Source organism: Pseudomonas sp. Eqa60, assembly GCF_018326405.1.
Taxonomy (GTDB): domain Bacteria; phylum Pseudomonadota; class Gammaproteobacteria; order Pseudomonadales; family Pseudomonadaceae; genus Aquipseudomonas; species Aquipseudomonas protegens.
Genome location: NZ_AP024342.1, coordinates 2,243,382 through 2,267,875, shown reverse-complemented (window position 1 = coordinate 2,267,875; position 24,494 = coordinate 2,243,382). Strand labels below are relative to the sequence as shown.

13 protein-coding genes and 5 pseudogenes are annotated in these 24,494 nt (G+C 57.9%); 11 read left to right on the top strand and 7 right to left on the bottom strand.

Features of this window, described 5'->3' with window-relative positions; genetic code table 11:
* Positions 1–81 precede the first annotated feature (81 nt).
* Complete coding sequence (locus tag KI242_RS10245; RefSeq protein ID WP_011060257.1) at positions 82–2,001, bottom strand: ATP-binding cassette domain-containing protein; 1,920 nt, start codon at positions 1,999–2,001, stop codon at positions 82–84.
* Between the two features lie 213 nt (positions 2,002–2,214).
* On the opposite strand from KI242_RS10245, the pseudogene KI242_RS10240 reads away from it, so the two are divergent.
* Positions 2,215–4,142: pseudogene (locus tag KI242_RS10240) on the top strand (transglycosylase SLT domain-containing protein).
* Positions 4,143–4,340: 198 nt separating this feature from the next.
* Here the strand turns inward: KI242_RS10240 and KI242_RS31720 are convergent.
* Together KI242_RS31720 and KI242_RS31715 are read right to left on the bottom strand one after the other, a co-directional pair.
* Complete coding sequence (locus KI242_RS31720; RefSeq protein WP_244868214.1) at positions 4,341–5,291, bottom strand: ATP-binding cassette domain-containing protein; 951 nt, start codon at positions 5,289–5,291, stop codon at positions 4,341–4,343.
* Positions 5,280–5,974, bottom strand: a pseudogene (locus KI242_RS31715) (ABC transporter transmembrane domain-containing protein); the annotation flags it as partial. The pseudogene KI242_RS31715 and the gene KI242_RS31720, both read right to left, overlap by 12 nt.
* Before the next feature lie 388 nt (positions 5,975–6,362).
* Here KI242_RS31715 and KI242_RS10230 point away from each other — a divergent pair.
* Positions 6,363–6,542, top strand: coding sequence for a PA1571 family protein (locus KI242_RS10230; RefSeq protein WP_011060254.1), 180 nt, complete (start codon positions 6,363–6,365; stop codon positions 6,540–6,542).
* 57 nt (positions 6,543–6,599) lie between these two features.
* Here KI242_RS10230 and pdxB read toward each other — a convergent pair whose 3' ends face one another.
* Positions 6,600–7,742 carry a 4-phosphoerythronate dehydrogenase PdxB gene (pdxB, locus tag KI242_RS10225; protein WP_053157146.1) on the bottom strand — a complete coding sequence of 381 codons (1,143 nt, stop codon included), beginning with the start codon at positions 7,740–7,742 and terminating at the stop codon, positions 6,600–6,602.
* Between the two features lie 190 nt (positions 7,743–7,932).
* Between pdxB and KI242_RS10220 the strand changes: the two genes are divergently transcribed.
* Positions 7,933–9,342, top strand: coding sequence for an MATE family efflux transporter (locus KI242_RS10220; protein ID WP_019093726.1), 1,410 nt, complete (start codon positions 7,933–7,935; stop codon positions 9,340–9,342).
* Here the strand turns inward: KI242_RS10220 and tusA are convergent.
* Positions 9,339–9,590: a sulfurtransferase TusA gene (gene tusA, locus KI242_RS10215; protein ID WP_011060251.1), complete on the bottom strand. Its 252-nt coding sequence runs from the start codon at positions 9,588–9,590 to the stop codon at positions 9,339–9,341. The genes KI242_RS10220 and tusA overlap by 4 nt on opposite strands.
* Positions 9,591–9,782: 192 nt before the next feature.
* Positions 9,783–10,854, bottom strand: a pseudogene (rlmM, locus tag KI242_RS10210) (23S rRNA (cytidine(2498)-2'-O)-methyltransferase RlmM).
* Between the two features lie 208 nt (positions 10,855–11,062).
* Between rlmM and acnA the strand changes: the two are divergent.
* The 7 genes and pseudogenes from acnA to KI242_RS10175 all read left to right on the top strand — a co-directional run bounded on the left by acnA (position 11,063) and on the right by KI242_RS10175 (position 20,471).
* Positions 11,063–13,804: an aconitate hydratase AcnA gene (gene acnA / locus KI242_RS10205; RefSeq protein WP_011060249.1), complete on the top strand. Its 2,742-nt coding sequence runs from the start codon at positions 11,063–11,065 to the stop codon at positions 13,802–13,804.
* A 176-nt stretch (positions 13,805–13,980) separates the two neighbouring features.
* Positions 13,981–14,768 (top strand): annotated as a pseudogene (locus KI242_RS10200) (CPBP family intramembrane glutamic endopeptidase).
* A gap of 141 nt (positions 14,769–14,909) precedes the next feature.
* Complete coding sequence (galE, locus tag KI242_RS10195; protein WP_041752059.1) at positions 14,910–15,890, top strand: UDP-glucose 4-epimerase GalE; 981 nt, start codon at positions 14,910–14,912, stop codon at positions 15,888–15,890.
* Positions 15,891–15,929: 39 nt separating this feature from the next.
* Entirely contained in the window at positions 15,930–16,907 is a 978-nt protein-coding gene (locus KI242_RS10190) for a glycosyltransferase family 2 protein (RefSeq protein ID WP_015634800.1), read from the top strand.
* The gene (locus KI242_RS10185) at positions 16,904–17,632 is read left to right on the top strand and encodes a class I SAM-dependent methyltransferase (RefSeq protein ID WP_015634799.1); all 729 of its coding nucleotides are present in this window, start codon (positions 16,904–16,906) and stop codon (positions 17,630–17,632) included. The genes KI242_RS10190 and KI242_RS10185 overlap by 4 nt, the downstream gene beginning before the upstream one ends.
* Positions 17,629–18,018, top strand: a complete 390-nt coding sequence (locus tag KI242_RS10180; RefSeq protein WP_041752057.1) for a GtrA family protein — start codon at positions 17,629–17,631, stop codon at positions 18,016–18,018. Before KI242_RS10185 ends, KI242_RS10180 begins: the two co-directional genes overlap by 4 nt.
* A 23-nt stretch (positions 18,019–18,041) precedes the next feature.
* On the top strand, positions 18,042–20,471 hold the full coding sequence (locus tag KI242_RS10175; RefSeq protein ID WP_183000809.1) for a hypothetical protein: 2,430 nt from the start codon (positions 18,042–18,044) through the stop codon (positions 20,469–20,471).
* A gap of 243 nt (positions 20,472–20,714) precedes the next feature.
* Here the strand turns inward: KI242_RS10175 and KI242_RS10170 are convergent.
* Positions 20,715–21,851: pseudogene (locus tag KI242_RS10170) on the bottom strand (IS3 family transposase).
* A 211-nt stretch (positions 21,852–22,062) separates the two neighbouring features.
* On the opposite strand from KI242_RS10170, the gene KI242_RS10165 reads away from it, so the two are divergent.
* Entirely contained in the window at positions 22,063–23,943 is a 1,881-nt protein-coding gene (locus KI242_RS10165) for an acyltransferase family protein (protein WP_015634797.1), read from the top strand.
* Positions 23,944–24,494 lie beyond the last annotated feature (551 nt).

Here is a 24,494-nt window from a genome sequence, read left to right as displayed (position 1 = left end):
TTGCCGGCTCCCAAAAGCTGGCAAGCGCACTGAAAAAAAGCCCGACTCTGCAGTCGGGCTTTTTTATCAGCAACCAGTCACTCAGGCATCCAGTTCGGCCCAGCGCTCGACCATCTGCTCCAGTTCGGCATTCAACTGCTCAAGGCGGGCAATTACCGCTGCAGTTTCCGCCGCCGGGCGCTGATAGAAACCAGCGTCAGCCATTTCCGCCTCGACCCCGGCGATCTGCTGCTCCATGGCATCGATCTGCCCCGGCAAAGCCTCAAGCTCGCGCTGCAATTTGTAGCTGAGCTTCTTTTTCGCCGCCGGCGCTTCCTGGGCAGGAGCCGGAGCCGCCTGTACCGGTGCCACCACTGCAGAATTCAGCTCGGCCTTGCCGGACTTGTTCTCGGTCACCCCCAGCAACCGCGGCGAACCGCCCTGGCGCAACCAGTCCTGGTAGCCGCCGACGTACTCGCGCACCTTGCCTTCGCCTTCGAAGACCAGGGTGCTGGTCACCACGTTGTCGAGGAATGCCCGGTCGTGGCTGACCATCAGCACAGTGCCCTGGAAGGTCAGCAGCACCTCCTCCAGCAGTTCGAGGGTTTCTACATCCAGGTCGTTGGTCGGTTCATCGAGCACCAGCAGGTTGGCCGGTTTACTGAACAGCTTGGCCAGCAGCAACCGCGCACGCTCGCCGCCAGACAACGCCTTGACCGGCGTGCGAGCACGCTGCGGGCTGAACAGGAAGTCGCCGAGATAGCTCAGCACGTGGCGGCTCTGGCCATCGATCTCGATGAAGTCGCGACCTTCGGCGACGTTGTCGATCACGGTCTTTTCCAGATCCAGCTGATGGCGCAACTGGTCGAAGTAGGCCACGTCGATACGCGTACCCTCTTCCACCTTACCGCTGCTGGGCACCAGGCCACCGAGCATCAGCTTGAGCAGCGTGGTCTTGCCGGTACCGTTGGCGCCCAAGAGGCCGATGCGGTCGCCGCGCTGCAGGACCATGGAGAAGTCCTTGACCAGGAACGGACCGTCCGGGTGAGCGAAGCTGACGTTCTCCAGCACCATCACCTGCTTGCCGGACTTGTCTGCGGTTTCCAGCTGGATATTGGCCTTGCCGGTACGCTCGCGACGTTCGCTGCGCTCGACACGCAGCGCCTTGAGGGCGCGCACGCGGCCTTCGTTGCGGGTGCGCCGGGCCTTGATGCCCTGGCGAATCCAGACTTCCTCCTGGGCCAGGCGCTTGTCGAACAGCGCGTTGGCGGTTTCTTCCGCCGCCAGCATGGCTTCCTTGTGCACCAGGAAGCTGGCGTAGTCGCCGTTCCAGTCGATCAGGCCGCCGCGGTCCAGTTCGAGGATGCGGGTAGCCAGGTTCTGCAGGAAGGAACGGTCGTGGGTAATAAAGAGGACCGCCCCCTGGAAATCCTTCAGCGCCTCTTCCAGCCAGGCGATGGCACCGATGTCCAGGTGGTTGGTGGGCTCGTCGAGCAGCAGCAGGTCCGGCTCGGACACCAGGGCCTGGGCCAGCAGCACGCGACGACGCCAGCCGCCGGACAACTCGGCGAGGGTCTTGTCGGCCGGCAGTTGCAGGCGGCTCAGGGTGCTGTCCACCAATTGTTGCAGGCGCCAGCCGTCACGGGCTTCGAGGTCGTGCTGGACGTGCATCAGTTTTTCCAGATCGGCGTCGGTGACGATGTTCTGGCTCAGGTGGTGGTACTGGGCCAGCAACTCGCCGACACCGTCCAGGCCCTGGGCGACCACGTCGAACACGGTCCGCTCGTCGGCCACCGGCAATTCCTGGGGCAACTCGCCGATCTTCAGACCGGGTGCGCGCCATACGGAGCCGTCGTCGGGCTTCTGATCGCCCTTGACCAGCTTCATCATGCTGGATTTGCCAGTACCGTTACGGCCGATGATGCACACCCGCTCACCACGGGCGATCTGCCAGGACACCTTGTCCAACAACGGCATGGCGCCGAAAGCAAGGGACACATCGCTGAATTTGAGCAGGGTCATGTTCTTCTCCAAAAACCGGGCGCGCATTCTACCTGAGTTGAGCCCGTAGAAGGCCGGGTATTTCGCCCACGAGGGCGCTCGCGGCACATTTGTTGCCAACTGATGCCAGCAGGCCGGCAAAGCTTTCACCGGTTGCTGGCAAAAGGCTAAGCTAGTGAGCAATCAGTGTTGGCCCTGTCGGCACTTGTCATGATTTCTCTGCCCGGATGTCTCATGCGCAGTCGCCTTTTCAGTGTTTTATCTTGCCTGCTTCTTTCCACCACAGCCGTCCACTGCGCCCAGGCGGCAGACCTGACTCTACAGCGCCAGTATTACGATGAAGCCAAGCGCGCCCTGGCCAAAGGCGATTCCGGCCCCTATTTCCGTTATGCCGATGCGCTGCGCGACTATCCGCTGGAGCCCTACCTGGCCTACGACGAGCTCACCGCCCGGCTGAAATCCGCCAGCAATCCCGAGATCGAGAAGTTCCTCGCCGAACATGGCGACCTGCCCCAGGCCAACTGGATGAAACTGCGCTGGTTGCGCTGGCTGGCCGAACGCGGCGACTGGGCGACCTTCACCAAGTACTACGATCCGAAACTCAACTTCACCGAACTGGACTGCCTCAATGGCCAGTACCAGCTGGGGCACAACCTCAAGGCCGAAGGCTACGCCGCCACCGAGAAGCTCTGGCTGACCGGCAAATCCCAACCTGCTGCCTGCGACGCGTTGTTCGCCCAGTGGGCCGCCGAAGGCCAGTTGACCGAACAGAAGCGCTGGCAGCGAGCCAAACTGGCCGCCGAGGCCCGCAACTACCCCTGGCCAACAGCCTGGTAAAGAGCATGACCACCCTGGCGCCCCAGGGCCGCCTGCTGGTGGACGTGGCGCAAAAACCCGAACTGCTGAGCCAGCCCTCGCGCTTCCAGCCTGCCGATGAAGCCATGTCCGACGTGGTTGGCCTCGGCCTGCGCCGCCTGGCGCGCCAGGATCCGGACAAGGCCATGGCCCTGCTGGATGGCTATGCCAGCAGCATGCACTTTTCCCGTGACGAAAAAGTGGCCATCGCCCGCGAGATCGGCCTGACCCTGGCACGGCGCTTCGACAGCCGCGCCCTGGACGTGATGACCAAGTACGATCCCGAGCTGCGGGACAACACCGTCTCCGAATGGCGCCTGCGCCTGCTGCTGCGCCTGGCGCGCTGGGAAGACGCCTACCAGCTGACCCGCAAGCTGCCCCAGGACCTGGCCACCACCAACCGCTGGCGCTACTGGCAGGCCCGTAGCCTGGAACTGGCCGAACCGAAGAACCCTCAGGCCCAGGTATTGTTCAAGGGCCTGGCCCGGGAGCGGGATTTCTACGGTTTCCTTGCCGCCGATCACGCCAAGGCGCCCTACCAGCTCAACAACCAGCCGCTGATGCTCAGCCAAGCCGTGATCAACAAGGTACGCAACACCCCGGGTGTACGCCGCGCCCTGGAGCTGCATGCCCGCGGGCAGATCGTCGACGGCCGCCGCGAGTGGTACCACGTCAGCCGGCATTTCAACCGCGACGAAATGGTTGCCCAGGCCAAGCTGGCCTACGACCTGAAATGGTACTTCCCGGCCATTCGCACCATCAGCCAGGCTCAGTACTGGGATGACCTGGACATCCGCTTCCCCATGGCCCACCGCGACACCCTAGTGCGCGAAGCCAAGGTTCGCGGCCTGCATTCCAGCTGGGTGTTCGCCATTACCCGCCAGGAAAGCGCCTTCATGGACGACGCCCGTTCCGGCGTCGGCGCCAGCGGCCTGATGCAACTGATGCCCGGCACCGCCAAGGAAACCGCGCGCAAGTTCAGCATTCCCCTGGCCTCGCCCCAGCAAGTGCTGGACCCGGACAAGAACATCCAGTTGGGCGCCGCCTACCTGAGCCAGGTCCACAGCCAGTTCAACGGCAACCGGGTACTGGCTTCCGCCGCCTACAACGCCGGCCCCGGGCGGGTGCGCCAGTGGCTCAAGGGGGCCGACCACCTGAGTTTCGATGTCTGGGTGGAAAGCATTCCTTTCGACGAAACCCGCCAGTACGTGCAGAACGTACTGTCCTACTCGGTGATCTACGGCCAGAAGCTCAATTCGCCGCAGCCCCTGGTGGACTGGCACGAGCGCTACTTCGACGATCAGTAAGCACCGACCCACAACAAAAAATGCCCGCAGCAATGCGGGCATTTTTGTATCTCCCCCCCCCCAATACCTGTAGCCGCTGCCGAGCCTGCGACCGGGCGCGAAGTGGCCGTAAAGCGCTCGCTACGTTGGCGAGGACTACGTGCTCGTGCGCAGCCTCGCAGGCTCGGCAACGACTACAGGGCTCAGGGGTGCGTGGGCTCAGCCATCGCTGAATTGCAGGGCCGCCAGGCGCGCATACAAGGGGTTGCTGGCAATCAGTTGCTGGTGGGTACCCACCGCGACCAGCCTGCCCTGGTCCATGACCGCGATCCGGTCGGCATTCTTCACCGTGGCCAGGCGATGGGCGATCACCAGGGTGGTGCGGTTCTTCATCAGGCTGGGCAAGGCCTGCTGGATCAGGTGCTCGCTTTGCGCGTCGAGGGCGCTGGTGGCTTCGTCCAGTAGCAAGATCGGCGCGTCCACCAGCAAGGCCCGAGCTATCGCCAGGCGCTGGCGCTGGCCGCCCGAAAGGCCAAGCCCGGCATCCCCCAGGTGGGTCTGGTAACCCTCGGGCATCTGTTCGATGAACTCATGGGCATAGGCGATCTTCGCCGCTTCCTGGACCTGGGCCAGGGTCGCCTCGGGATTGCCGTAGCGAATGTTCTCCTCGATGCTGCCGTAGAACAGCGCCGGGCTTTGCGAAACCAGGGCGAAGCAGCGACGCAAGTCCAGCGGGTCGAGCTGGGTCAGGGCCACGCCATCCAGCAGGATCCTTCCCTGCTGCGGGTCATAGAAGCGCAGCAACAGATCATAAAGGGTGGATTTACCAGCCCCGGAAGGCCCCACCAACGCCAGAGTCTCTCCGGCCCGGATGCTCAGGCTCAAACCATCGATCGCGAAGCGGTCGGGCCGCGACGGATAGGAAAACCGCAGCCCGTCCAGCTCCAGATCACCCCGCACCCGCGCCGGCAGGCTTACCAGCCCGTCGGCGGGCGGCTGGATGATATTGTCCGCCCGCAACAATTCGGCAATCCGCTCCGCCGCGCCGGCCGCGCGCTGCAACTCGCCGATCACTTCGCTCAGGGTGCCGAAGGCACTGCCGACGATCAGGCTGTAGAAGACGAATGCCGCCAGCTCGCCGCCGGAGATGCGCCCGGCAATCACGTCCATGCCACCGACCCAGAGCATCACCCCCACCGCCCCCAGCACCAGGACGATCACCAGGGTGATCAGCCAGGCACGCTGGACAATCCGCTTGCGCGCCGTGTCGAACGCCTGCTCCACGGTCACGGCAAACCGCCGTTCATCCTGGGGTTGGTGGTTGTAAGCCTGGACCGTCTTGATCTGGCCGAGGGTTTCCGAGACATAGCTGCCGACATCGGCAATCCGGTCCTGGCTCAGGCGCGACAGGCTGCGCACCCGCCGACCGAAGATCAGGATTGGCGCCAGCACCAGCGGCAAGGCGATGACCACAATGCTGGTGAGCTTCGGGTTGGTGACAAACAGCAGCACGATCCCCCCAGCACCATCAGCGCATTGCGCAAAAACAGCGACAGCGAAGACCCGATCACCGATTGCAGCAAGGTGGTGTCCGCGGTCAAGCGCGACTGGATTTCTGAGCTGCGGTTGTTTTCGTAGAACCCGGGATGCAGGTAGATCAGGTGATTGAACACCTGGCGCCGGATATCCGCCACGCAACGCTCGCCAATCCACGACACCAGGTAAAAGCGCACGAAGGTACCCACCGCCAGCGCCAGCACCAGCAGCAGGAACAGGCCGATGGACTGGTTCAACAGATGGGGCGATTGAGTCATGAAGCCCTGGTCCACCAACAGGCGAATGCCCTGCCCCATGGACAGGGTAATGCCGGCGGTAACTATCAGTGCCAGCAAGGCGCCCAGCGCCTGCCAACGGTAGGGAGCGACAAAGCGGCTGGCCAGATGCAGCGCCCGGCGGTGACGAGAAGAAAGCATGCTGTTCATCCATTGACGCACCGGCGAGCCGTTCGTTGCAGCAACGGCAACGAGATGAATTCGCAGGAACTTTGGTAAATCACAATGAGTCAGGTTGATTATGACCGCTGACACTAGAGCCTAGAGATTATCGGTCTAATCCGTGGCTGGCACTCCCCGGGCATTTCTGTTGGAGTGAAGTCGCCGGGCCAGCCCTCGCGGCGGTCTGTAACAGCTTGGTCACCCGGCCATTCTAGAGTAAGCACACAACCTGATGAGGAGACAGGCCATGTCCTTGCAACACAGCAGCAATGACAAGATTCAAGTGATCCGTACCCAGCCGAACCAGTCTCTGGGGTGTGCCATCATCGACGCCCAGGGTCGCGAAGTACCTATTACTGAAGACATGATCCAGAACGCCTGCCGCGAACTGGAAAAGCGACTGGTCAAGCCTGCTCGGCAAGATTGACACACAGCCTCACGTCCTCTTGACCCGGCCTTGCGGCCGGGTTTTTTATGCGCGGTTTCAGGCTTCCCTGGCACCCAAGGCACGGACGATCCGGCTCAAGGCCGCGGACTCGCCCTGGATGCGCACTTCCAGGCCGTCGATCTCGCGACGCTCCGGATAATGCTTGCGCAGACCATCGAAGGCGCTGCGCTGCTGAGCTACATCATCCGACAGGCTACGGCGAAAATCCGCATCGTCGCGACGCGGGTCATACACGGCACGGCAGATCATCGCCAGGGCCCAGGCCGGGTCCGCATTGGCATTCAGGCTGACCTGAGGCACCCAGGGCGCCGGCAGCAAGGCCGACAGGCTGACCTGCTCGGCCTGCCCGAGGAAACGGCAGTAGGCCTGGTAGATCTGCGCCGTGCCCCGTTGCTTGCCGTCCAGGCTGTAACCGGCGATATGCGGCGTCGCCAGCACGCAGAGGTCCGCCAGGGAAGCATCCACCGTCGGCTCCTCCTCCCAGACATCCAGCACCGCCTGCAAGTCCTCGCGCTGGCGCAGCACCTCAGCCAGGGCCCGGTTATCCACCACCGGGCCACGGGCCGCGTTGATCAGCCAGGTGCCGTGCCTGAGCCGGTTCAGCCGCTGGCGATCCAGCAGGTGCCAGGTGGAGTCTTGCCCGCTCTTGGTCAGGGGCGTGTGCAGGCTGATGACATCGCAACGCTCGAGCAACTGCTCCAGGCTGACATAGTCGCCGCCTTCCGCCGCCTGCCGCTGCGGATCGCAGACCAGCACATTCCAGCCCAGGCCACGCAGCACCTCGATCAGGCGCCCGCCCACTTCACCGGCACCGACCACGCCATAGCAACGCTGCGCCAGGTCCACGCCTTCGATCTCGGCCAGGGTCAGCAGGCTGCCCAGCACATAGTCCACCACGCCCCGGGCGTTGCAGCCCGGGGCGCTGGACCAGGTGATCCCGGCCTGCTGGAAATACTCCAGGTCCAGGTGATCGGTGCCGATGGTGCAGGTGCCGACAAACCGCACCGGGCTGCCTTCCAGCAACTGGCGGTCGACCTGGGTCACCGAGCGCACCAGCAACACATCTGCCTGCTCCACGGTCGCCCGGTCGATGGCGCGCCCGGGGAAACGCCGGATCTCGCCGAAACCGGCAAAGAACTCTTCGATCAGGGGGATATTTTCGTCGGCAACAATCAACATGGCAGGCTCCTCTGGCGGAGCCGCAGTGTAGGCGCAGATGCCAGGCCGGGCTAGCGCGGCATGCGCGCGAACCGGCATTTTCACCACTCCCGGCGCTTACAAATCCACAACACGGGATGTTTTCCTGACTGAGATGTCAACGCGTAGACTGTCGCGTCCTGCGCAACACCACCTATGGACGCTACGCCCCGTGAATTCCGTGACTGACTCCCCTGCCGCCACTGCCACCAGCCGCCCTGCCCGGGTCGGCCGTGAACTGCATGACCTGCTGGTACTGGCCCTGCCCATCATGATTGCCCAGGTGGCCACCACCGCCATGGGCTTTGTCGATGCCGTGATGGCCGGCCGGGTCGGCCCGCGGGATCTGGCAGCCGTCGCCCTGGGCAACTCGATCTGGATTCCGGTGTTCCTGCTGATGACCGGCACCCTGCTGGCCACCACGCCCAAGGTGGCGCAGCGCTTCGGCGCCGGCAACCTGCACGAGATCGGCCCGCTGGTGCGCCAGGCACTGTGGCTCGCCGTGGTGGCCGGGATCTCGGCCCTGCTGATACTGATCAGTGCCGAGCCGGTGCTGCACCTGATGAATGTCGATCCGGAACTGATCAAGCCCTGCATGGGCTACCTGCACGGCATCGCCAGTGGCTTGCCGGCGGTAGCGCTGTACTACGTGCTGCGCTGCCTCAGCGATGGCCTGGGCCGCACGGTGCCGAGCATGGTCATCGGCCTGGGAGGCCTGGCCCTGAACATCCCCATCAACTACATCTTCATCTATGGCCATTTCGGTGTACCGGCCATGGGTGGCGTCGGTTGCGGCTGGGCCACGGCCATCGTGATGTGGGCCATGATGCTGGGCATGGCCGGCTGGATTTTCTGGGCACCGGCCTACCGCAAGATCCAGTTGTTCAGCCGCTTCGACTGGCCGCAAGGGGCGATGATCGGGCGCTTGCTGAGCATCGGCCTGCCCATCGGCATTGCAGTGTTCGCCGAATCGAGCATTTTCGCGGTGATCGCCCTGCTGATCGGCAGCCTTGGGGCCACGGTGGTGGCCGGGCACCAGATCGCCCTCAACGTCAGCGCCCTGATGTTCATGATTCCCTACTCCCTGGCCATGGCGGTGACCGTGCGGGTCGGCCAGGCCCTGGGCCGCCAGCAACCCCGCAATGCGCGCTTCAGCGCCGGCGTCGGCATGGCCACGTCACTGGCCTACGCCTGCCTTTCGGCGAGCCTGATGTTCTTCCTGCGTGAGCCCATCGCCACCATCTACACCACCGACCCGATGGTGATTCAGGTCGCTTCGATGCTGATTGTGTATGCGGCGCTGTTCCAGTTTTCCGATGGCATCCAGGTCACGGCGGCCGGCGCATTGCGCGGCTACCAGGACACTCGGGTGACCATGATCCTGACCCTGTTCGCCTACTGGGGGATTGGCTTGCCGGTGGGCTACGCGCTGGGCCTGACCGACTGGTTCGGCCCGGCGCGGGGCCCGAGCGGCCTGTGGGAAGGCCTGATCGTGGGCTTGAGCTGCGCGGCGCTGATGCTGTCGATCCGCCTGACCCGCAGCGCGCGCAAGCAGATCCGCATCAGCCGCTCGGCGGGTTAATCGAGCTTCTTGCGGATCCAGTAGAGGTAGGTACCTGCCTCTTCCTGCTGCGCTACCAGTTCATGGTCGAGAAACACACAGAACTTGGGAATGTCGCGGCGGGTGGAGGGGTCGGTGGCAATCACCTTCAACAGCCCGCCCGGCGGCAGGTCGCGGATGTGCTGGTGCAGCATCATCACCGGCTCCGGGCAGTTGAGGCCGGTGGCGTCGAGGGTGCCGTCAACCGGCGTATCGATAATCTGGCTCATGAATCACTCCTGAAACTGGCCGGCATTGTCGCGCAATACCGCCATCGGTTCATCTGTTGCTGTCGTTCCACGGCCCCGGTCCTGCCGTAGGAGCTGGCTTGCCAGCGAAGGCATCCTCACACCTTGCACCAGTGTGGGGCCTTTTTCGCCGGTAAGCCGGCCTCTACCAGGAAGCGGGTGGTGTTGCAGGTACTACGCCGATTTGGGCTTTTTCAGATCCAGGCGCCGCAGGTGGCAGGTGACTTCCTCGCGGTCGTGGTACAGCTGCTTGCAGCCAATGGCCACGCGAATGCCCCGGGCCTTGAAGCCTTCTTCGATGCGCTCCAGCAAGCGCTTCACTTCGGCATAGCGCTGCTTCATCGGCAGCTTGAGGTTGACCACCGCCTCGCGGCAGTGCCCCTCGCCGATCCAGGTCTCCAGCAGCGCGGCGTTGCGCGCCGGTTTCTCGACGATGTCGCAGACCATCCAGTCCACCGGCTGCCTGGGCTTGTAGGTAAAGCCGTCCGCCATCAGGTGCTGCACCAGGCCGGTGTCCATCAGGCTTTCAGCCATGGGGCCGTTGTCCACGGCGGTCACCAGCATGCCGCGGTTGACCAGTTGCCAGGTCCAGCCGCCCGGGGCAGCCCCCAGGTCGACGCCGGTCATGTCGCCATGCAGACGCTCGTCCCACTGGTCCCGAGGAATGAAATGGTGCCAGGCCTCTTCCAGCTTCAGGGTCGAGCGGCTCGGCGCTTCCCGGGGAATTTCAGCCGTGGAATGCCCATGGGCCACATGGCCGAGTTGCCGGCATCAGCCAGGCCGACGAAGACTTCCCGACCGCTCTTGAAGGTCAGCAACAAGCGTGGCTTGGTCGCGTCGTCCACCAGCTTGCCGGCCGCGGTCAGGGCCTTGCGCAGGGGGCTTCGAACTTCTTGCAGAAGTTGGACAGCTCCTTGCCATCGTTGGTGTCCACCACTTCCAGCCACAGACTGCCGCACTGCGGGAAGTTGGCCAGGTAGGCAAGGATCACGCTGATGCGGTCGGTTTCCGGCAGGTCGATGAAGCCGCCCCGGGCCCACTGCCGGGGAAAGATCAGCTCCGGGAAGCGCAGGCCCTGCATCAGACGCTGGGCCCCGTCGTCCTCGGTGCAGATGAACTCGGCGCAGGCGGTGCTGGGCTTGGCCTTGGCATAACCGGCGACATTCAGCCGGGCCGCGTGGTCGGCGATCTCGGAGCAGACTTCGCCCTCGAAGCCGGGCCGGCAATGGATAAACAGGGTGTTCATTGAATCTCCTGGGCAAATGGCGATGAATCGATGCGCAAACCTGCCCTGTAGCAAAGCCTGTCACGAAAACCGGCGCATGATAACCGAGTTCGGAACCTTGGACTGAGCCCAGCAGTCCAGTGATTAGCTATAAGCCCCAAACAGAGCTAGGTTAACTCTCTGTCCGTATCACAGGCCCGTAGCCGTGCGGGCCACAAGGAGTCATTCAATGCCATCCCTCGATAGCCTGAAAACCCTTAAGACCCTAAAAGTCGACGACAAGACTTATCACTATTTCAGCCTGCCGGACGCCGCCAGGAGCCTGGGTGATATCGACACCCTGCCCATGTCGCTGAAAGTCCTGCTGGAAAACCTGTTGCGCTGGGAGGACGACAAGACCGTCACCGGCGCCGACCTCAAGGCCATCGCGGCCTGGCTCAAGGAGCGCCGCTCCGACCGCGAGATCCAGTACCGCCCCGCACGGGTGCTGATGCAGGACTTCACCGGGGTGCCGGCGGTGGTCGACCTGGCCGCGATGCGCGCCGCCATGGCCAAGGCCGGTGGCGATCCGCAGCGGATCAACCCGCTGTCACCGGTGGACCTGGTGATCGACCACTCGGTGATGGTGGACAAATTCGCCAGCAGCAGCGCCTTCGAGCAGAACGTCGATATCGAGATGCAACGCAACGGCGAGCGCTATGCCTTCCTGCGCTGGGGCCAGAGCGCCTTCGACAACTTCAGCGTGGTACCGCCGGGCACCGGCATCTGCCATCAGGTCAACCTGGAATACCTGGGGCGCACGGTCTGGACCAAGGACGAGGACGGCCGCACCTACGCCTTCCCCGATACCCTGGTGGGCACCGACTCCCACACCACCATGATCAATGGCCTTGGCGTACTGGGCTGGGGCGTGGGCGGGATCGAAGCCGAGGCGGCGATGCTCGGCCAGCCGGTGTCGATGCTGATTCCCGAAGTCATCGGCTTCAAGCTCACCGGCAAGCTCAAGGAAGGCATCACCGCCACCGACCTGGTGCTGACGGTGACCCAGATGCTGCGCAAGAAAGGCGTGGTCGGCAAATTCGTCGAGTTCTACGGTGACGGCCTGGCCGACCTGCCCCTGGCGGACCGTGCCACCATCGCCAACATGGCACCGGAATACGGCGCCACCTGCGGCTTCTTCCCGGTGGATGACATCACCCTGGACTACCTGCGACTGTCCGGGCGCCCCGACGAACTGGTGAAACTGGTGGAGGCCTACAGCAAGGCCCAGGGCCTGTGGCGCCTGCCGGGCAAGGAGCCGGTATTCACCGACAGCCTGGCGCTGGACATGGGCACCGTGGAGGCCAGCCTCGCCGGCCCCAAACGGCCGCAGGACCGGGTTGCACTGCCCAACGTTGCCCAGGCTTTCACTGACTTCCTCGACCTGCAGTTCAAACCCACCAGCAAGGAAGAAGGCCGCCTGGAAAGCGAAGGTGGCGGTGGTGTGGCGGTGGGCAACGCGGACCTGGTGGGCGAAGCCGACTACCAGTACGACGGCCAGACCTATCGCTTGAAAAACGGTGCCGTGGTGATCGCGGCCATCACCTCCTGCACCAACACCTCCAACCCCAGCGTCATGATGGCCGCCGGCCTGGTGGCGAAGAAGGCCGTGGAAAAAGGCCTGCAACGCAAACCCTGGGTCAAGAGCTCGCTGGCTCCAGGTTCCAAGGTGGTGACCGACTACTACAAGGCTGCCGGCCTGACGCCTTACCTGGACCAACTGGGCTTCGATCTGGTGGGCTACGGCTGCACCACCTGCATCGGCAACTCCGGCCCGCTGCAGGAGCCGATCGAGAAAGCCATCCAGCAGGCCGACCTCAGCGTGGCCTCGGTGCTGTCGGGCAACCGCAACTTCGAGGGCCGGGTGCATCCACTGGTGAAAACCAACTGGCTGGCCTCGCCGCCCCTGGTCGTGGCCTATGCCCTGGCGGGCACGGTGCGCATCGACATCAGCAGCGAGCCTCTGGGCCAGGGCAAGGACGGCCAGCCGGTGTACCTGCGGGACATCTGGCCCAGCAGCAAGGAGATCGCCGACGCCGTGGCCCAGGTCAACACTCGGATGTTCCACAAGGAGTACGCCGAAGTGTTCGCCGGGGATGCACAGTGGCAAGCCATCGAAGTGCCGCAGGCCGCCACCTATGTGTGGCAGGACGACTCCACCTATATCCAGCACCCGCCGTTCTTCGATGACATCGCCGGCCCGCTGCCGCAGATCACCGATGTCAGCGGCGCCCGGGTACTGGCCCTGCTGGGGGACTCGGTGACCACCGACCACATCTCCCCGGCCGGCAACATCAAGGCCGACAGCCCGGCTGGCCGCTACCTGCGGGACAAGGGCGTGGAACCGCGGGACTTCAACTCCTACGGCTCACGGCGCGGCAACCACGAAGTGATGATGCGCGGTACCTTCGCCAACATCCGCATTCGCAACGAAATGCTCGGCGGCGAGGAAGGTGGCAACACCTTGTACATTCCCACCGGCGAGAAGTTGGCGATCTATGACGCAGCCATGCGCTATCAGGCCGACGGCACGCCGCTGGTGGTGATCGCCGGCCAGGAATACGGCACCGGTTCGAGCCGCGACTGGGCGGCCAAAGGCACCAACCTGCTGGGAGTCAAGGCAGTGATCGCCGAAAGCTTCGAACGTATCCACCGCTCCAACCTGGTGGGCATGGGCGTCCTGCCCTTGCAGTTCAAGCTGGACCAGAACCGCAAGAGCCTGAAGCTGACCGGCAAGGAAACCCTGGACATTCTCGGCCTCAGCGGTACGGAACTGACGCCGCGGATGAACCTGACCCTGGTGATCACCCGTGAGGATGGCAGCCAGGAGAAGATCGAGGTGCTGTGCCGCATCGACACCTTGAATGAAGTGGAATACTTCAAGTCCGGCGGGATCCTGCACTACGTTCTGCGGCAACTGATTGCCTCCTGACGCTGCCTGAAAAAAACACCGCCTTCGGGCGGTGTTTTGCATTGGGCTGCCGTGCCAGGACGAGGCGGTTATACTGCGCCCCCGCCAAATCTGACTCACCGGTCGCAATGGCGACTACAGATCCGGCGCAGTACTACGTCTCTGCAATACCCATTCTTACGCAACAAGGATTCCCCATGACTGCTCTGCCATGGATGTACCTGGCACTTCTTTCCATTGGCTACGCACTGGCCCTGAGCTACGGGCAACTGGGCCTGCTGGCCGCCCTGTCGATCTTGCTGCTGTTGGCTGCCGGCTTTGCCGTGCGCCAGCAACGCAGCCGCGTCGGCCAGTACCTGGGCCACGGCCTGTTCGTGGTGCTCGCCCTGGCCCTGGCCATGCACTGGCTGCCTGGGTTCTACAATGGCCGGGCCATCGACCCGCAACGCTTCACCGACGATGCCGTGCCCTTCTCCCTGTACCTGAACCAGGACAAGCCGCTGATCGGCTTCTGGCTGCTGCTGGTATGCCCGTGGATTGTTGCACGCCGCCCCCTGCGCCTGTCGATCTGTGCCATGGCGCTGGCGTTGACCCTGACGGCAATTGCCGCATTGGGCGGCGCTGCGTTGTTGGGCGTCATCAGTTGGGCGCCGAAGTGGCCGGAACAGGCTTGGCTATGGGTTTTGAATAACCTGCTTCTGGTGACGCTGGTGGAGGAAGCGCTATTTCGCGGGTACATCCAGGGCGGGTTAAGCCGTCGGTTCAAGCAGTTGCCGTATGGGGAGAATCTGGCGCTGTTTTTGGCGGCGTTGCTGTTCGGGTTGGTGCACTTAGGTGCGGGATGGCAATGGACGTTGCTGGCGACTATTGCTGGCGTCGGGTATGGACTAGCGTATCGGTTCGGGGGTTGGGGGCCGCGGTTGTTACGCATTTCGGGCTGAATTTGCTGCATTTTGGGTTGTTTACTTATCCGATGTTGGCTTGAACCTGCAGCGTCAAAAAACGTTCAAAGCGCATGCTGCAAGGCCCAGGCACGCACCAAGATTGATATAGTGTCAGAAGGATTAACAAGCGCCATTTTATTGAATGTGCAACACGGACTCTAAGCCATCGAAGGAGAGGCGGTGTGACGGCGAAAAACGTACTGGTTATTGGGGGCGCCGGTTATATAGGTTCTCACATGGTGAGAATGCTGACTGAAGAGGGCTTGGGAGCCGTCGTGCTCGACGACCTGAGTTCCGGGTTTGCCGACACCGTGCCTCAGAGCGTGCCTCTTATTGTCGGGGACGCTGGTAATCGCGAACTCCTCGAGCAAATTTTTCAGGAACATGAGATCGACGCAGTAATGCATTTTGCTTCCTACATTCAAGTGGGGGAATCGGTCCTGCAGCCTGCGAAGTATTACGAGAACAATCTGAGCAAGACCCTCGCCTTGCTGGCGAGCATGGCGCACCATCAGATCAAGAACTTCATATTTTCATCTACTGCGGCCATTTTTGGGAGCCCTACCAACGGCGCTATTTGCGAGGCTCACCAAACCGTTCCGATAAATCCTTATGGCCGATCCAAGCTCGCAGTCGAGCAGGTTCTACCTGATTACGAACAGGCCTACGGTATACGTCACGTGTGCCTGCGGTACTTTAACGCTGCAGGCGCTCAACCAGACGGTTCGCTAGGCGAGCGCCATGAGCCGGAAACGCACTTGATACCTTTGGCAATCAATGCCGCCCTGGGCAACGGCCCTTCGCTGAAAATTTTTGGCGATGACTATTCAACTGCCGATGGCACATGCGTGCGCGACTACATTCACGTCTGCGACATAGCCGCCGCCCACCTGTCGGCATTGAATCATTTGCGAAATCAGGGCGACTCCCTGAAGCTGAACCTGGGGAACGGCGCCGGCTATAGCGTTAAAGATGTTCTGAATAGCGTGCAACGAATCACTCGCCAGGCAGTTCCTCATGAGTTTGTAGCCAGGCGCATGGGCGACCCATCAGTGCTCGTCGCGGACTCCGCACAGGCAAGGAAGGCTTTGAACTGGACCCCACGTTACCCTGCTCTAGACGATATCATTGCCCATGCCTATGCATGGCATTCGTCCATGTAACGCAAATGACGCAATCTTTTCAGAATTAAGGATGAATCAATGGCAGGGCCAACATTATCTGTAGTCATTCCTTGTTATAACGAGGAAGACGGGATTCTCGAGTTGCACCGACGAGTTACCGCCGTCTGTACAGAGCAACTTAACGATGACTACGAACTCGTCCTGATCAATGATGGATCCAGGGATTCAACGTGGAAAATCATGCAGGATCTGTCGCAAATTGATCGCCGCGTGGTTGCCATCAATCTCTCACGCAACCATGGTCATCAACTTGCATTGTCAGCCGGCTTGCAACTCTGTCGGGGCAATCGGGTTTTCATCCTCGACGCCGACCTTCAGGATCCTCCAGAACTGCTATCAAAAATGATGGAACGAATGGACCACGGATGCGACGTTGTCTACGGCCAGCGGATTAAACGCGACGGCGAGACGATGTTCAAAAAGGCTTCGGCTCACTTCTTCTATCGCATGCTTAACCGGATGGTAGACATCGACATCCCTGCAGATACCGGGGACTTCCGCCTGATGAGTCGTCGAGCCGTCGACTTGCTGAACGGAATGCCTGAGCATCATCGCTTTATTCGCGGAATGGTCAGTTGGATCGGTCTTAAGCAAGAAGCCCTTCCCTATGAGCGCGCAGCACGATTCGCCGGGGAAACAAAGTACCCGTTGTCGAAGATGATTAAGTTTGCAATAGATGCAATCACCGGATTCTCTGTACGCCCTTTGCGCATGGCATCGTATTTAGGCATTGGCTTCGGGGCGGCCACAGTACTGCTATTGGGTTATGTGTTGCTTCACTACTTCACAGGCAACAGTGTAGAAGGATGGACATCCCTGGCAGTGATCATGCTGGCGCTGGGCAGCATGCAGTTATTTGTTGCTGGTGTCATGGGAGAGTATTTGGGAAGACTCTATATAGAAACCAAAGGCCGACCTTTGTTTATTATTCAAGAGATAGTCTCATCTCTGGACAAGGAGATCAAAACGGAGCCCAACAAGGAGACATCGAATTGAGCGATAATATCAACCCGGATAAAGATCAACGCGTACGTGCCGAATTCGATCTACTTGCTGACGAGTACCATGATCAGCATAAAGAGAACGTCGCAATTACCGGCGAAAACCCGGAGTTTTTTTCTGAATACAAAATTGCAGACTTGGCAGCGCTAGTAGCAGATCAAAAACTGCCCTCGGCCTCTGTTTTTGACTTCGGCAGCGGTATCGGAAACTCATTACCCTTCTTCAGAAAATATTTCCCTGGCAGTGCGATTACTTGCGGGGATGTCTCATCTCGCAGTATTGAAATCGCAAAAATCAGATTCCCCGGTGACGAAAGATACGTACAGATTGAAAACACTATCCCTTTGCCTACACACAGCCAGGATATCGTATTCACAGCTTGCGTCTTTCACCATATACCGCACGAAGACCATGATCACTGGTTAAAGGAGTTGCTACGCATCACCAAACCAGGAGGAATTCTAACGATATATGAGCATAACCCGCTGAATCCACTGACCGTAAAAGCGGTGAACACCTGCCCCCTTGATGTAAACGCAAAACTGATTCTGGGGCGGACTATGGCGAAACGCGCAACTGCCGGTGGCTGGGCAAAACCCAGCGTTGACTACAAACTTTTCTTTCCGGCCTTCTTGAGCTATCTGCGCCCGCTGGAGCGGAAGTTGAATTGGCTCGCACTAGGTGCTCAGTACCGTATGTCTGCGCGAGCGCCAGAATGATTGCACTGGCCATTCAGACGATGAAATTCTTACTTGTCGGCGTGTTAAACACGCTGACAGGTTTGGCCGCTATCTATGCAATCATGTACTTTACATCCCTCGGCCCGCTGACGGCTAATGCTGTGGGTTATGCCGTAGGCTTGGCCATTAGCTTTATCCTGAATAGCATCTGGACATTTAAAAGCACGAACCCTGCGAGGCACTCGTTCCCTAAATATATACTGTGCGCCATTATCGCCTATTTATTGAACGCAGCTGCAGTGTTACTCGCGTTAAACGCCCTGAAAATCAATCCTTACATTGCGCAACTCTGTGGAATAGTAATTTACAGCACCGTGATGTTCATCGCCTGCAAATTATTCATCTTCAAAAATAACGCAAGTTAAAAAAACACAAGGTACATTCCAGGATGCAAGAAGCATTGCGCCAAAACAAAAAGCCATTACTAAAAAAACTGGGAATTTACATTGGCCTTCTGATAATTCTACCGATGGTGCTAGGCTACTATGTTCTAGGGCTTAACCATTGGGACATGTCGATCCCTATGATATATGGAAATGGGGATGACATATGGCAATTGACCCTGACGAAAGTATTAACCGATACGGGATGGGTGCTTAGCAATCCATTCCTAGGAGCACCAGAAGTTGCAAGCTGGCATCACAATGCCGCCGCACAAACCAGCGCACTGCACTCAGTCATCATGCTGGGTCTAAACTTTTTTATCAAAGACCCAATTTACCTTCAGCAATTCTACTACCTGCTAAACTTTTCATTGATCGCACTCACATCTTTCACTGCTTGCAGACTGCTTAATATCTCTAGGCTCTGCGGGGTTTGTGTCGCCTTCCTATTTGCCTTTACTACCTTCAGAATAAATTTTCTCATTTACTCTTTTATACCCAATTATTTCATAGTTCCTCTTGCCCTCGTTTCTGTAATATGGACTCTACAGGGAAAATTTGATCACATACTTTTGGCAGCCCCCAAAAAACTTATAACTGATCGTTTTTTTCTGCTCGGCGCACTTTTCATTTTACTCATAGCGATATCCGATGGGTACTACGCGTTTTTCATACTACTCACACTCGGATTTTCAGCTGGTGCCCGAGCTGTATTGGTGGGCTGGAAAAAACCTATCCTGCTTACCCCCTCTACCATCTATATTTTGCTGCTTGTCGCAGCGTCATTACTGATACAGCTACCACTCTACACTTACAAAAAAAATCATCACAGTGAGTTTTACCCCACGGGAAATACAGCGGATCCCGTGTTGATAAAGCACCCTTTTGAGGCTGAAGTTTATAGCACAAGCCTGAAGCAACTTATCGCTCCCGCCACCAATCATAGAATACCGTCAATCGCAAAAGCAGGAGAGAAAATCCTAAGCTCTAATACCGCCGCAAGAAAATACTCATCCGTTGCCGCAGTCTCTCTCGGCCTTTTGGGATCACTATTACTTGCGGCAGCACTCACCGCTCTAGCACTTCCCATACTCAGAAAAGCTGACACCTCCGCCACAACCAATAATCAATTGAGCTTGATCGACACCCTACTCCCCTTAATCCTATTTTCATTGCTGTGCTGCATATTTGGAGGCATTGGCACTCTGATAGCTTTGATATTCCCTACCATCCGTGCCTATGATCGTTTCGCCGTACTCCTTATTTTCTTCCTACTATTATTCGGCGCCCGAATAGCTGATGGATGGCGAGATCGCAAAGAACAAAAAGGACGAATGATCGCTTCAGTACTGATTCTAACTATTACTATCGTAGGACTGTTCGATCAGATCCCTGCGACTTCGAACCGCAGAAATCAACCCTTTGCAGATCAGTATAAAGCAGAGCGCAATTTCGTTAGCCAGTTAGAACAGACCATTCCAAAAAACTCAATGGTCTATCAATACCCTTACGCTCAATATTTACGCGAAAGCCCTTACTACGGGTGGGGCGCTTTTTCCCAAGTCCGCCTTTACCTAAACTCACACACAATTCACTGGAGCAATGGTGGCGCGAAAAATAGCCCAGCAGATGACTGGAATTACAGGATATCTAAACTCACTTTCACGCAACAACTGACCGAAATCGAAGCATTGGGTTTCAAATCTATTGTAATCGACCGAACTGTCGTCAAAGGCGAGGAGTATTCGGCAATTCACCAAACCTTACAGGCGCGTAACTACAAGGTAGTCGAGGACGACGCGAGCAATCTTGCCTACGCACTCCTGGATGATCCTGGATACCGTATACACTACGAACCTGACTACAAAAATATCAGCACTATTGAAATCAATTCAAAAGAAGCGGCAAACAAAAATCTTTACCCTATATTGTTAAACCGGGACATGCTTGTCGCCTTTATCCATAGTTACCCTGGAAACATCCCAGTTACTGTCGACAACAAGACGCACCCAGAATTATTTCTGGACGGATCAGTATTAACAAAGGGCACGGGTGATTCTGCGATTACTCCACTTGAAGCCATGAAAGGCAGTCTCTCCTGCACCCGAGAAGAAGGTACATCTTCATATAAAAACCTGACATTGACTTTAACCAATGAAAGTAACTTCAACTGGAGCATAGGGGCAGGACAATTCCCGATAAAAATCGGATATCACATTGAAAGAACAGATGGAGCAGTCACTCAATGGGACAATGGATATCGTGCATCGAGTAATCGCGTTCTACCGCCGGGCGAAAGCGAGACGCTAACAGTCCCTCTCAGTGCCCTCCAGTTACCGAGCGCTAGCAAGACCGAATCATCACAGTTACGATTCGCTCTGGTACAGGATGGCAATGCCTGGTTCTCTAACATCAGTTGCACTATTCCGCTTTGATGGCGAGCGTTGCCCCCTAACGGCCAGAGATCCAGCTGAAGGCAGTGCTCGTCCCCCACAGATCTTTAGATCCGATTAAAGCCCGGCCCTGCCCCCCCACGGGATCAGAGCCGGGTAGAGTAAGCAGCAGTGCTCACGATTACTCATGTGATAAAGTTTCGCACTCTGGGGAGAACCACCTCCTAACGGTTGCTCCTATTGCTCACGGCCTCCCGAGAATAAAATTAAATCGCCCCGGACTCTCTAGACACCTTGCAAACTCATTGCGTAACGCTTTTCAAACTCTACCGGCGACAGTTGTTTGTTGAAGCCATGCCGACGTTTAACGTTGTAGAACATCTCGATGTAATCGAACACATCACTACGAGCATCTTCCCGCGTGGTGTAGGTTTTCCGCCTGATCCGTTCCCGTTTCAGAAGCTGGAAATAGCTCCCGGCCACAGCATTGTCATGACAGTTGCCTCGGCGACTCATGCTGGCAATCAAATTAAAGCTGCGCCAATCGGAGCTGCTGTACTGGCTACCTGGCCGAAATGAACCATCACCTCTTGCTTCGGTTTACGCCTCCAAACCGCCATCAACAACGCATCAATAGCTAGATCACTGGTCATCTGCGACTTCATTGACCAGCCAACGACCTGACGAGAAAACAGATCCAGCAGCACCACCAAATACAACCAGCCTTCATACGTGCGAATGTAGGTGATGTCGATGCCCCAAACTTTGTTGGGTTCTACGGCATCGAACTGGCGCTTCAGCAAATTGGGCGAGGCGACCGCTGGCTTACCGCCGTACTTTACCGGGCGACGTCGATAACCTGTCTGAGAGCGCAGTCCCGCAAGACGCATTAGCCTCGCCACACGGTGCCGACCACAGTCTTCACCGACCTCGCGCAGATCGTCATGGATTTTGCGACAGCCATAAACGCCGCCGCTCTCCAGCCAGAAATGCTTGATCAAACCCACCAGTCGCTGGTCGTCTTTGGCACGTACAGATTGCGGCTCAGCCAGCCAGGCGTAATAACCGCTGGGATGGACTTTCAGCGCCAGGCAAAGCCGTCGAATCGAATAGTCGCCCGCGCGCAGCTTGATAAAGGCGTACTTCAGCCGCACTCCTTGGCAAAGTATGCGGCGGACTTTTTTAATATGCCTGCTCTTCAGTGACGCGCTTGAATTCCGCTCGCAGGCGACGCAATTCAGCGTGCTGATCATCATCCTGCTGCCGCTCTACTTGAGGTTTGCTGTAGCGCTTTATTCAGGCATAGAGGCTATGCGTCGACACGCCGAGACGGGCAGCTACCTCAGCAACGGGTAGCTTGTTTTCGGTCACTTGATTGACTGCTTGGATTTTGGATTCTTCGGGATAACGTGGGTTGCTCATGGCACCTCCTGATTGGCCTCATTCTAAGGCAAAGAGGTGCCTACGAAACCCGGAGCGATTCACATCATTTTTTGTGGCGAAAACTACTCCGTGCAGAATTTGGTTAATCCATCCTAATTCCGAATCCGGAACGAAAAACAGATCAAAAAAGTCATTTTCACGGTTAGAATCCCCCCCATAAACTGAGTAACCACAAGGATTTTTCCAAGACATGAAGTACCGTTCAGATATTGATGGACTCCGGGCGATAGCCGTCCTGAGTGTGGTGATTTTCCATTTGAATGTCGGATTACTTCCTGGCGGATTTGTCGGGGTCGACATATTTTTCGTGATTTCTGGCTACCTTATTTCGAAGATCATCTACGCAGAGACTAGCAACGACTCATTCTCCATCGCGAATTTCTACGTAAGACGAGCACGCCGGATCCTGCCTGCCTTTCTGTCGGTGATAGTCACAACATCGATTGCCGCCTATTGCCTACAGTATCCAAGTGAACTTGCAAACTACGCAAAATCCGCTATCGCCTCAGCGCTTTTCTCCGCAAACATCTACTTCTATGCCACCCTCAATTATTTTTCGCCCTCCGCGGATGAGATTCCGCTTCTGCACCTTTGGTCACTTGGTATCGAGGAGCAATTCTATATCTTCTTCCCGTTAATCATCCTGGGACTTTCGAAAGTTTCAAAACGGTTGATACCCGCAACCATCGTTATCATGCTGGCTGTATCGTTGTTTTTCTCGCAGCAATTACTCTCTACAAACCCAACCGCGTCGTTTTATCTTCTGCCGTTTCGTGCATTCGAGCTTCTTATCGGGAGTTTGATTGCACTTCCCGCGCTACACCTAAAAAAACCTCCGATAATCTCGCTATGCCTGTTTGCGCTGGGCATGGCCGGATTGGCTTACCCAATATTCTTCTACAATAGTCAAACCCCGTTCCCTGGAATCGCCGCAGCCCTACCGTGCTTAGGCGCAGCGCTCATTATCATGGCTGGCGAGCAAGGCGACAGGATGTCGATGCTCTTGGGCTCCCGACCGATGGTATTCGTGGGAAAAATATCGTACTCCCTGTATCTCGTTCACTGGCCTTTGATTGTATTCGCCAAACGCGCATTCCCTAATGCAGACAAAGAGATCGCCGCACTGGTGATTTTTGCAATGGCCATTCTTTTAGCTTGGTTAAATTACAAACTGATTGAGCAAACTTTCCGTTACGCAAAAAAGCAATGGACGCCTGCACACATCTTGTCAGTCGCATCTATGTCTCTTTGCCTAGTGGTAGCCATAGGATGGTTCGTCTCACACAAACACGGCTTCCCCTCATCTTCCCAAAGTCGAATCGATCAAGTGCTTACGACGATGTCCTACAATCCAACCAAGGATTATCAAGCAGGGGAATGTTTTCTAGACCCGGATCAAGATCCCGCTAAAACGGACCTCCTACGTTGTGTGCCCTCTGGAAAAAATAAAACGGCGCTTCTTTGGGGAGACAGTCATGCCGCACACCTCTATATGGGGCTACGTAAAACACTTGGCGAACATAACATCTCACTTGGGCAGTTAACGGCCTCAGCATGTGCTCCGATTCTAGGCATGGATATGCCGGCACGCCCTTACTGCAAGAATGCAAACGAAATATTCTTAAAAAAAATCGAGGCCGCTCGACCCGATATTCTAATCATTACTGCCGGCTGGCCGATATCGCCCGAATACATGGCGTCCTTAGATCGAACGCTGGATAAAGTAGACACCTTGAACTTGACTAAAGTGGTTGTAATAGGTGAAGCGCCACTTTTCAAACGCAGCGTTCCCTTGATCATGATTGAAAGGATAAAAGGCAAGATGTTCAACTTCAACTCGTCAAATGATGTTGATTGGGAGGTCATGCAACGGTCCGAGGCTGCCGTCAGTGAGGTGGTCTCTCATCACAACCGTATTGCTTATGTATCACTGACAAAAGCGGTATGCCCTAACGGGTCCTGCCCAATGGCATCTCCCGATGAAAAACCCCTGATCTATGACATCGTGCACCTGACACCAGAAGGATCAGGTCTATACGCCAAGGAAATAACACCGTTGATCGTAAATTAACGCCTCAATACGTTATCAATACGACTTTAGTCATCGCAAAAGTATCCAGTGGCGAACAGGATGTTCGTGTGAGATATCTGACCACGTTACCGCAGGCCCAGCCCGGACTATCGAGAGCCTCATCAGTTTCGGGCAGACCTGTGGGGGTACCTCCCAACGAACACCTGGCGCGCCCATGATCAAAGAAAATCCATCGCGCGACTACGACCTGATATTTGACGCTGACAATCTGAACTTGTCTGGCTCAGGCTGTGTCTTTACCTGAACAAACATGGCCTTTAGCAGAGCAATGTCAGAAGGTTGACGTTTACGATGCAGCGTCCACTGGACTCACCCCAACCCGATCAGCGGCCAGTGCCGCGTCAGTGGGCAAAATGTGCCAATGCCCTTGTCGGGGAGGAAAAAAAAATACGACGTGGTAACATCGCCGATGTAACGCAGCACCTCTGCAGAAGGGCTACAGGAAGAGGCGGTTGCCACAACCGACCTCACTGTTACCCTTCCCCCATACAGACCCTCTAGGCAGCGCGAGATGAGCTAATGTCTTGGTT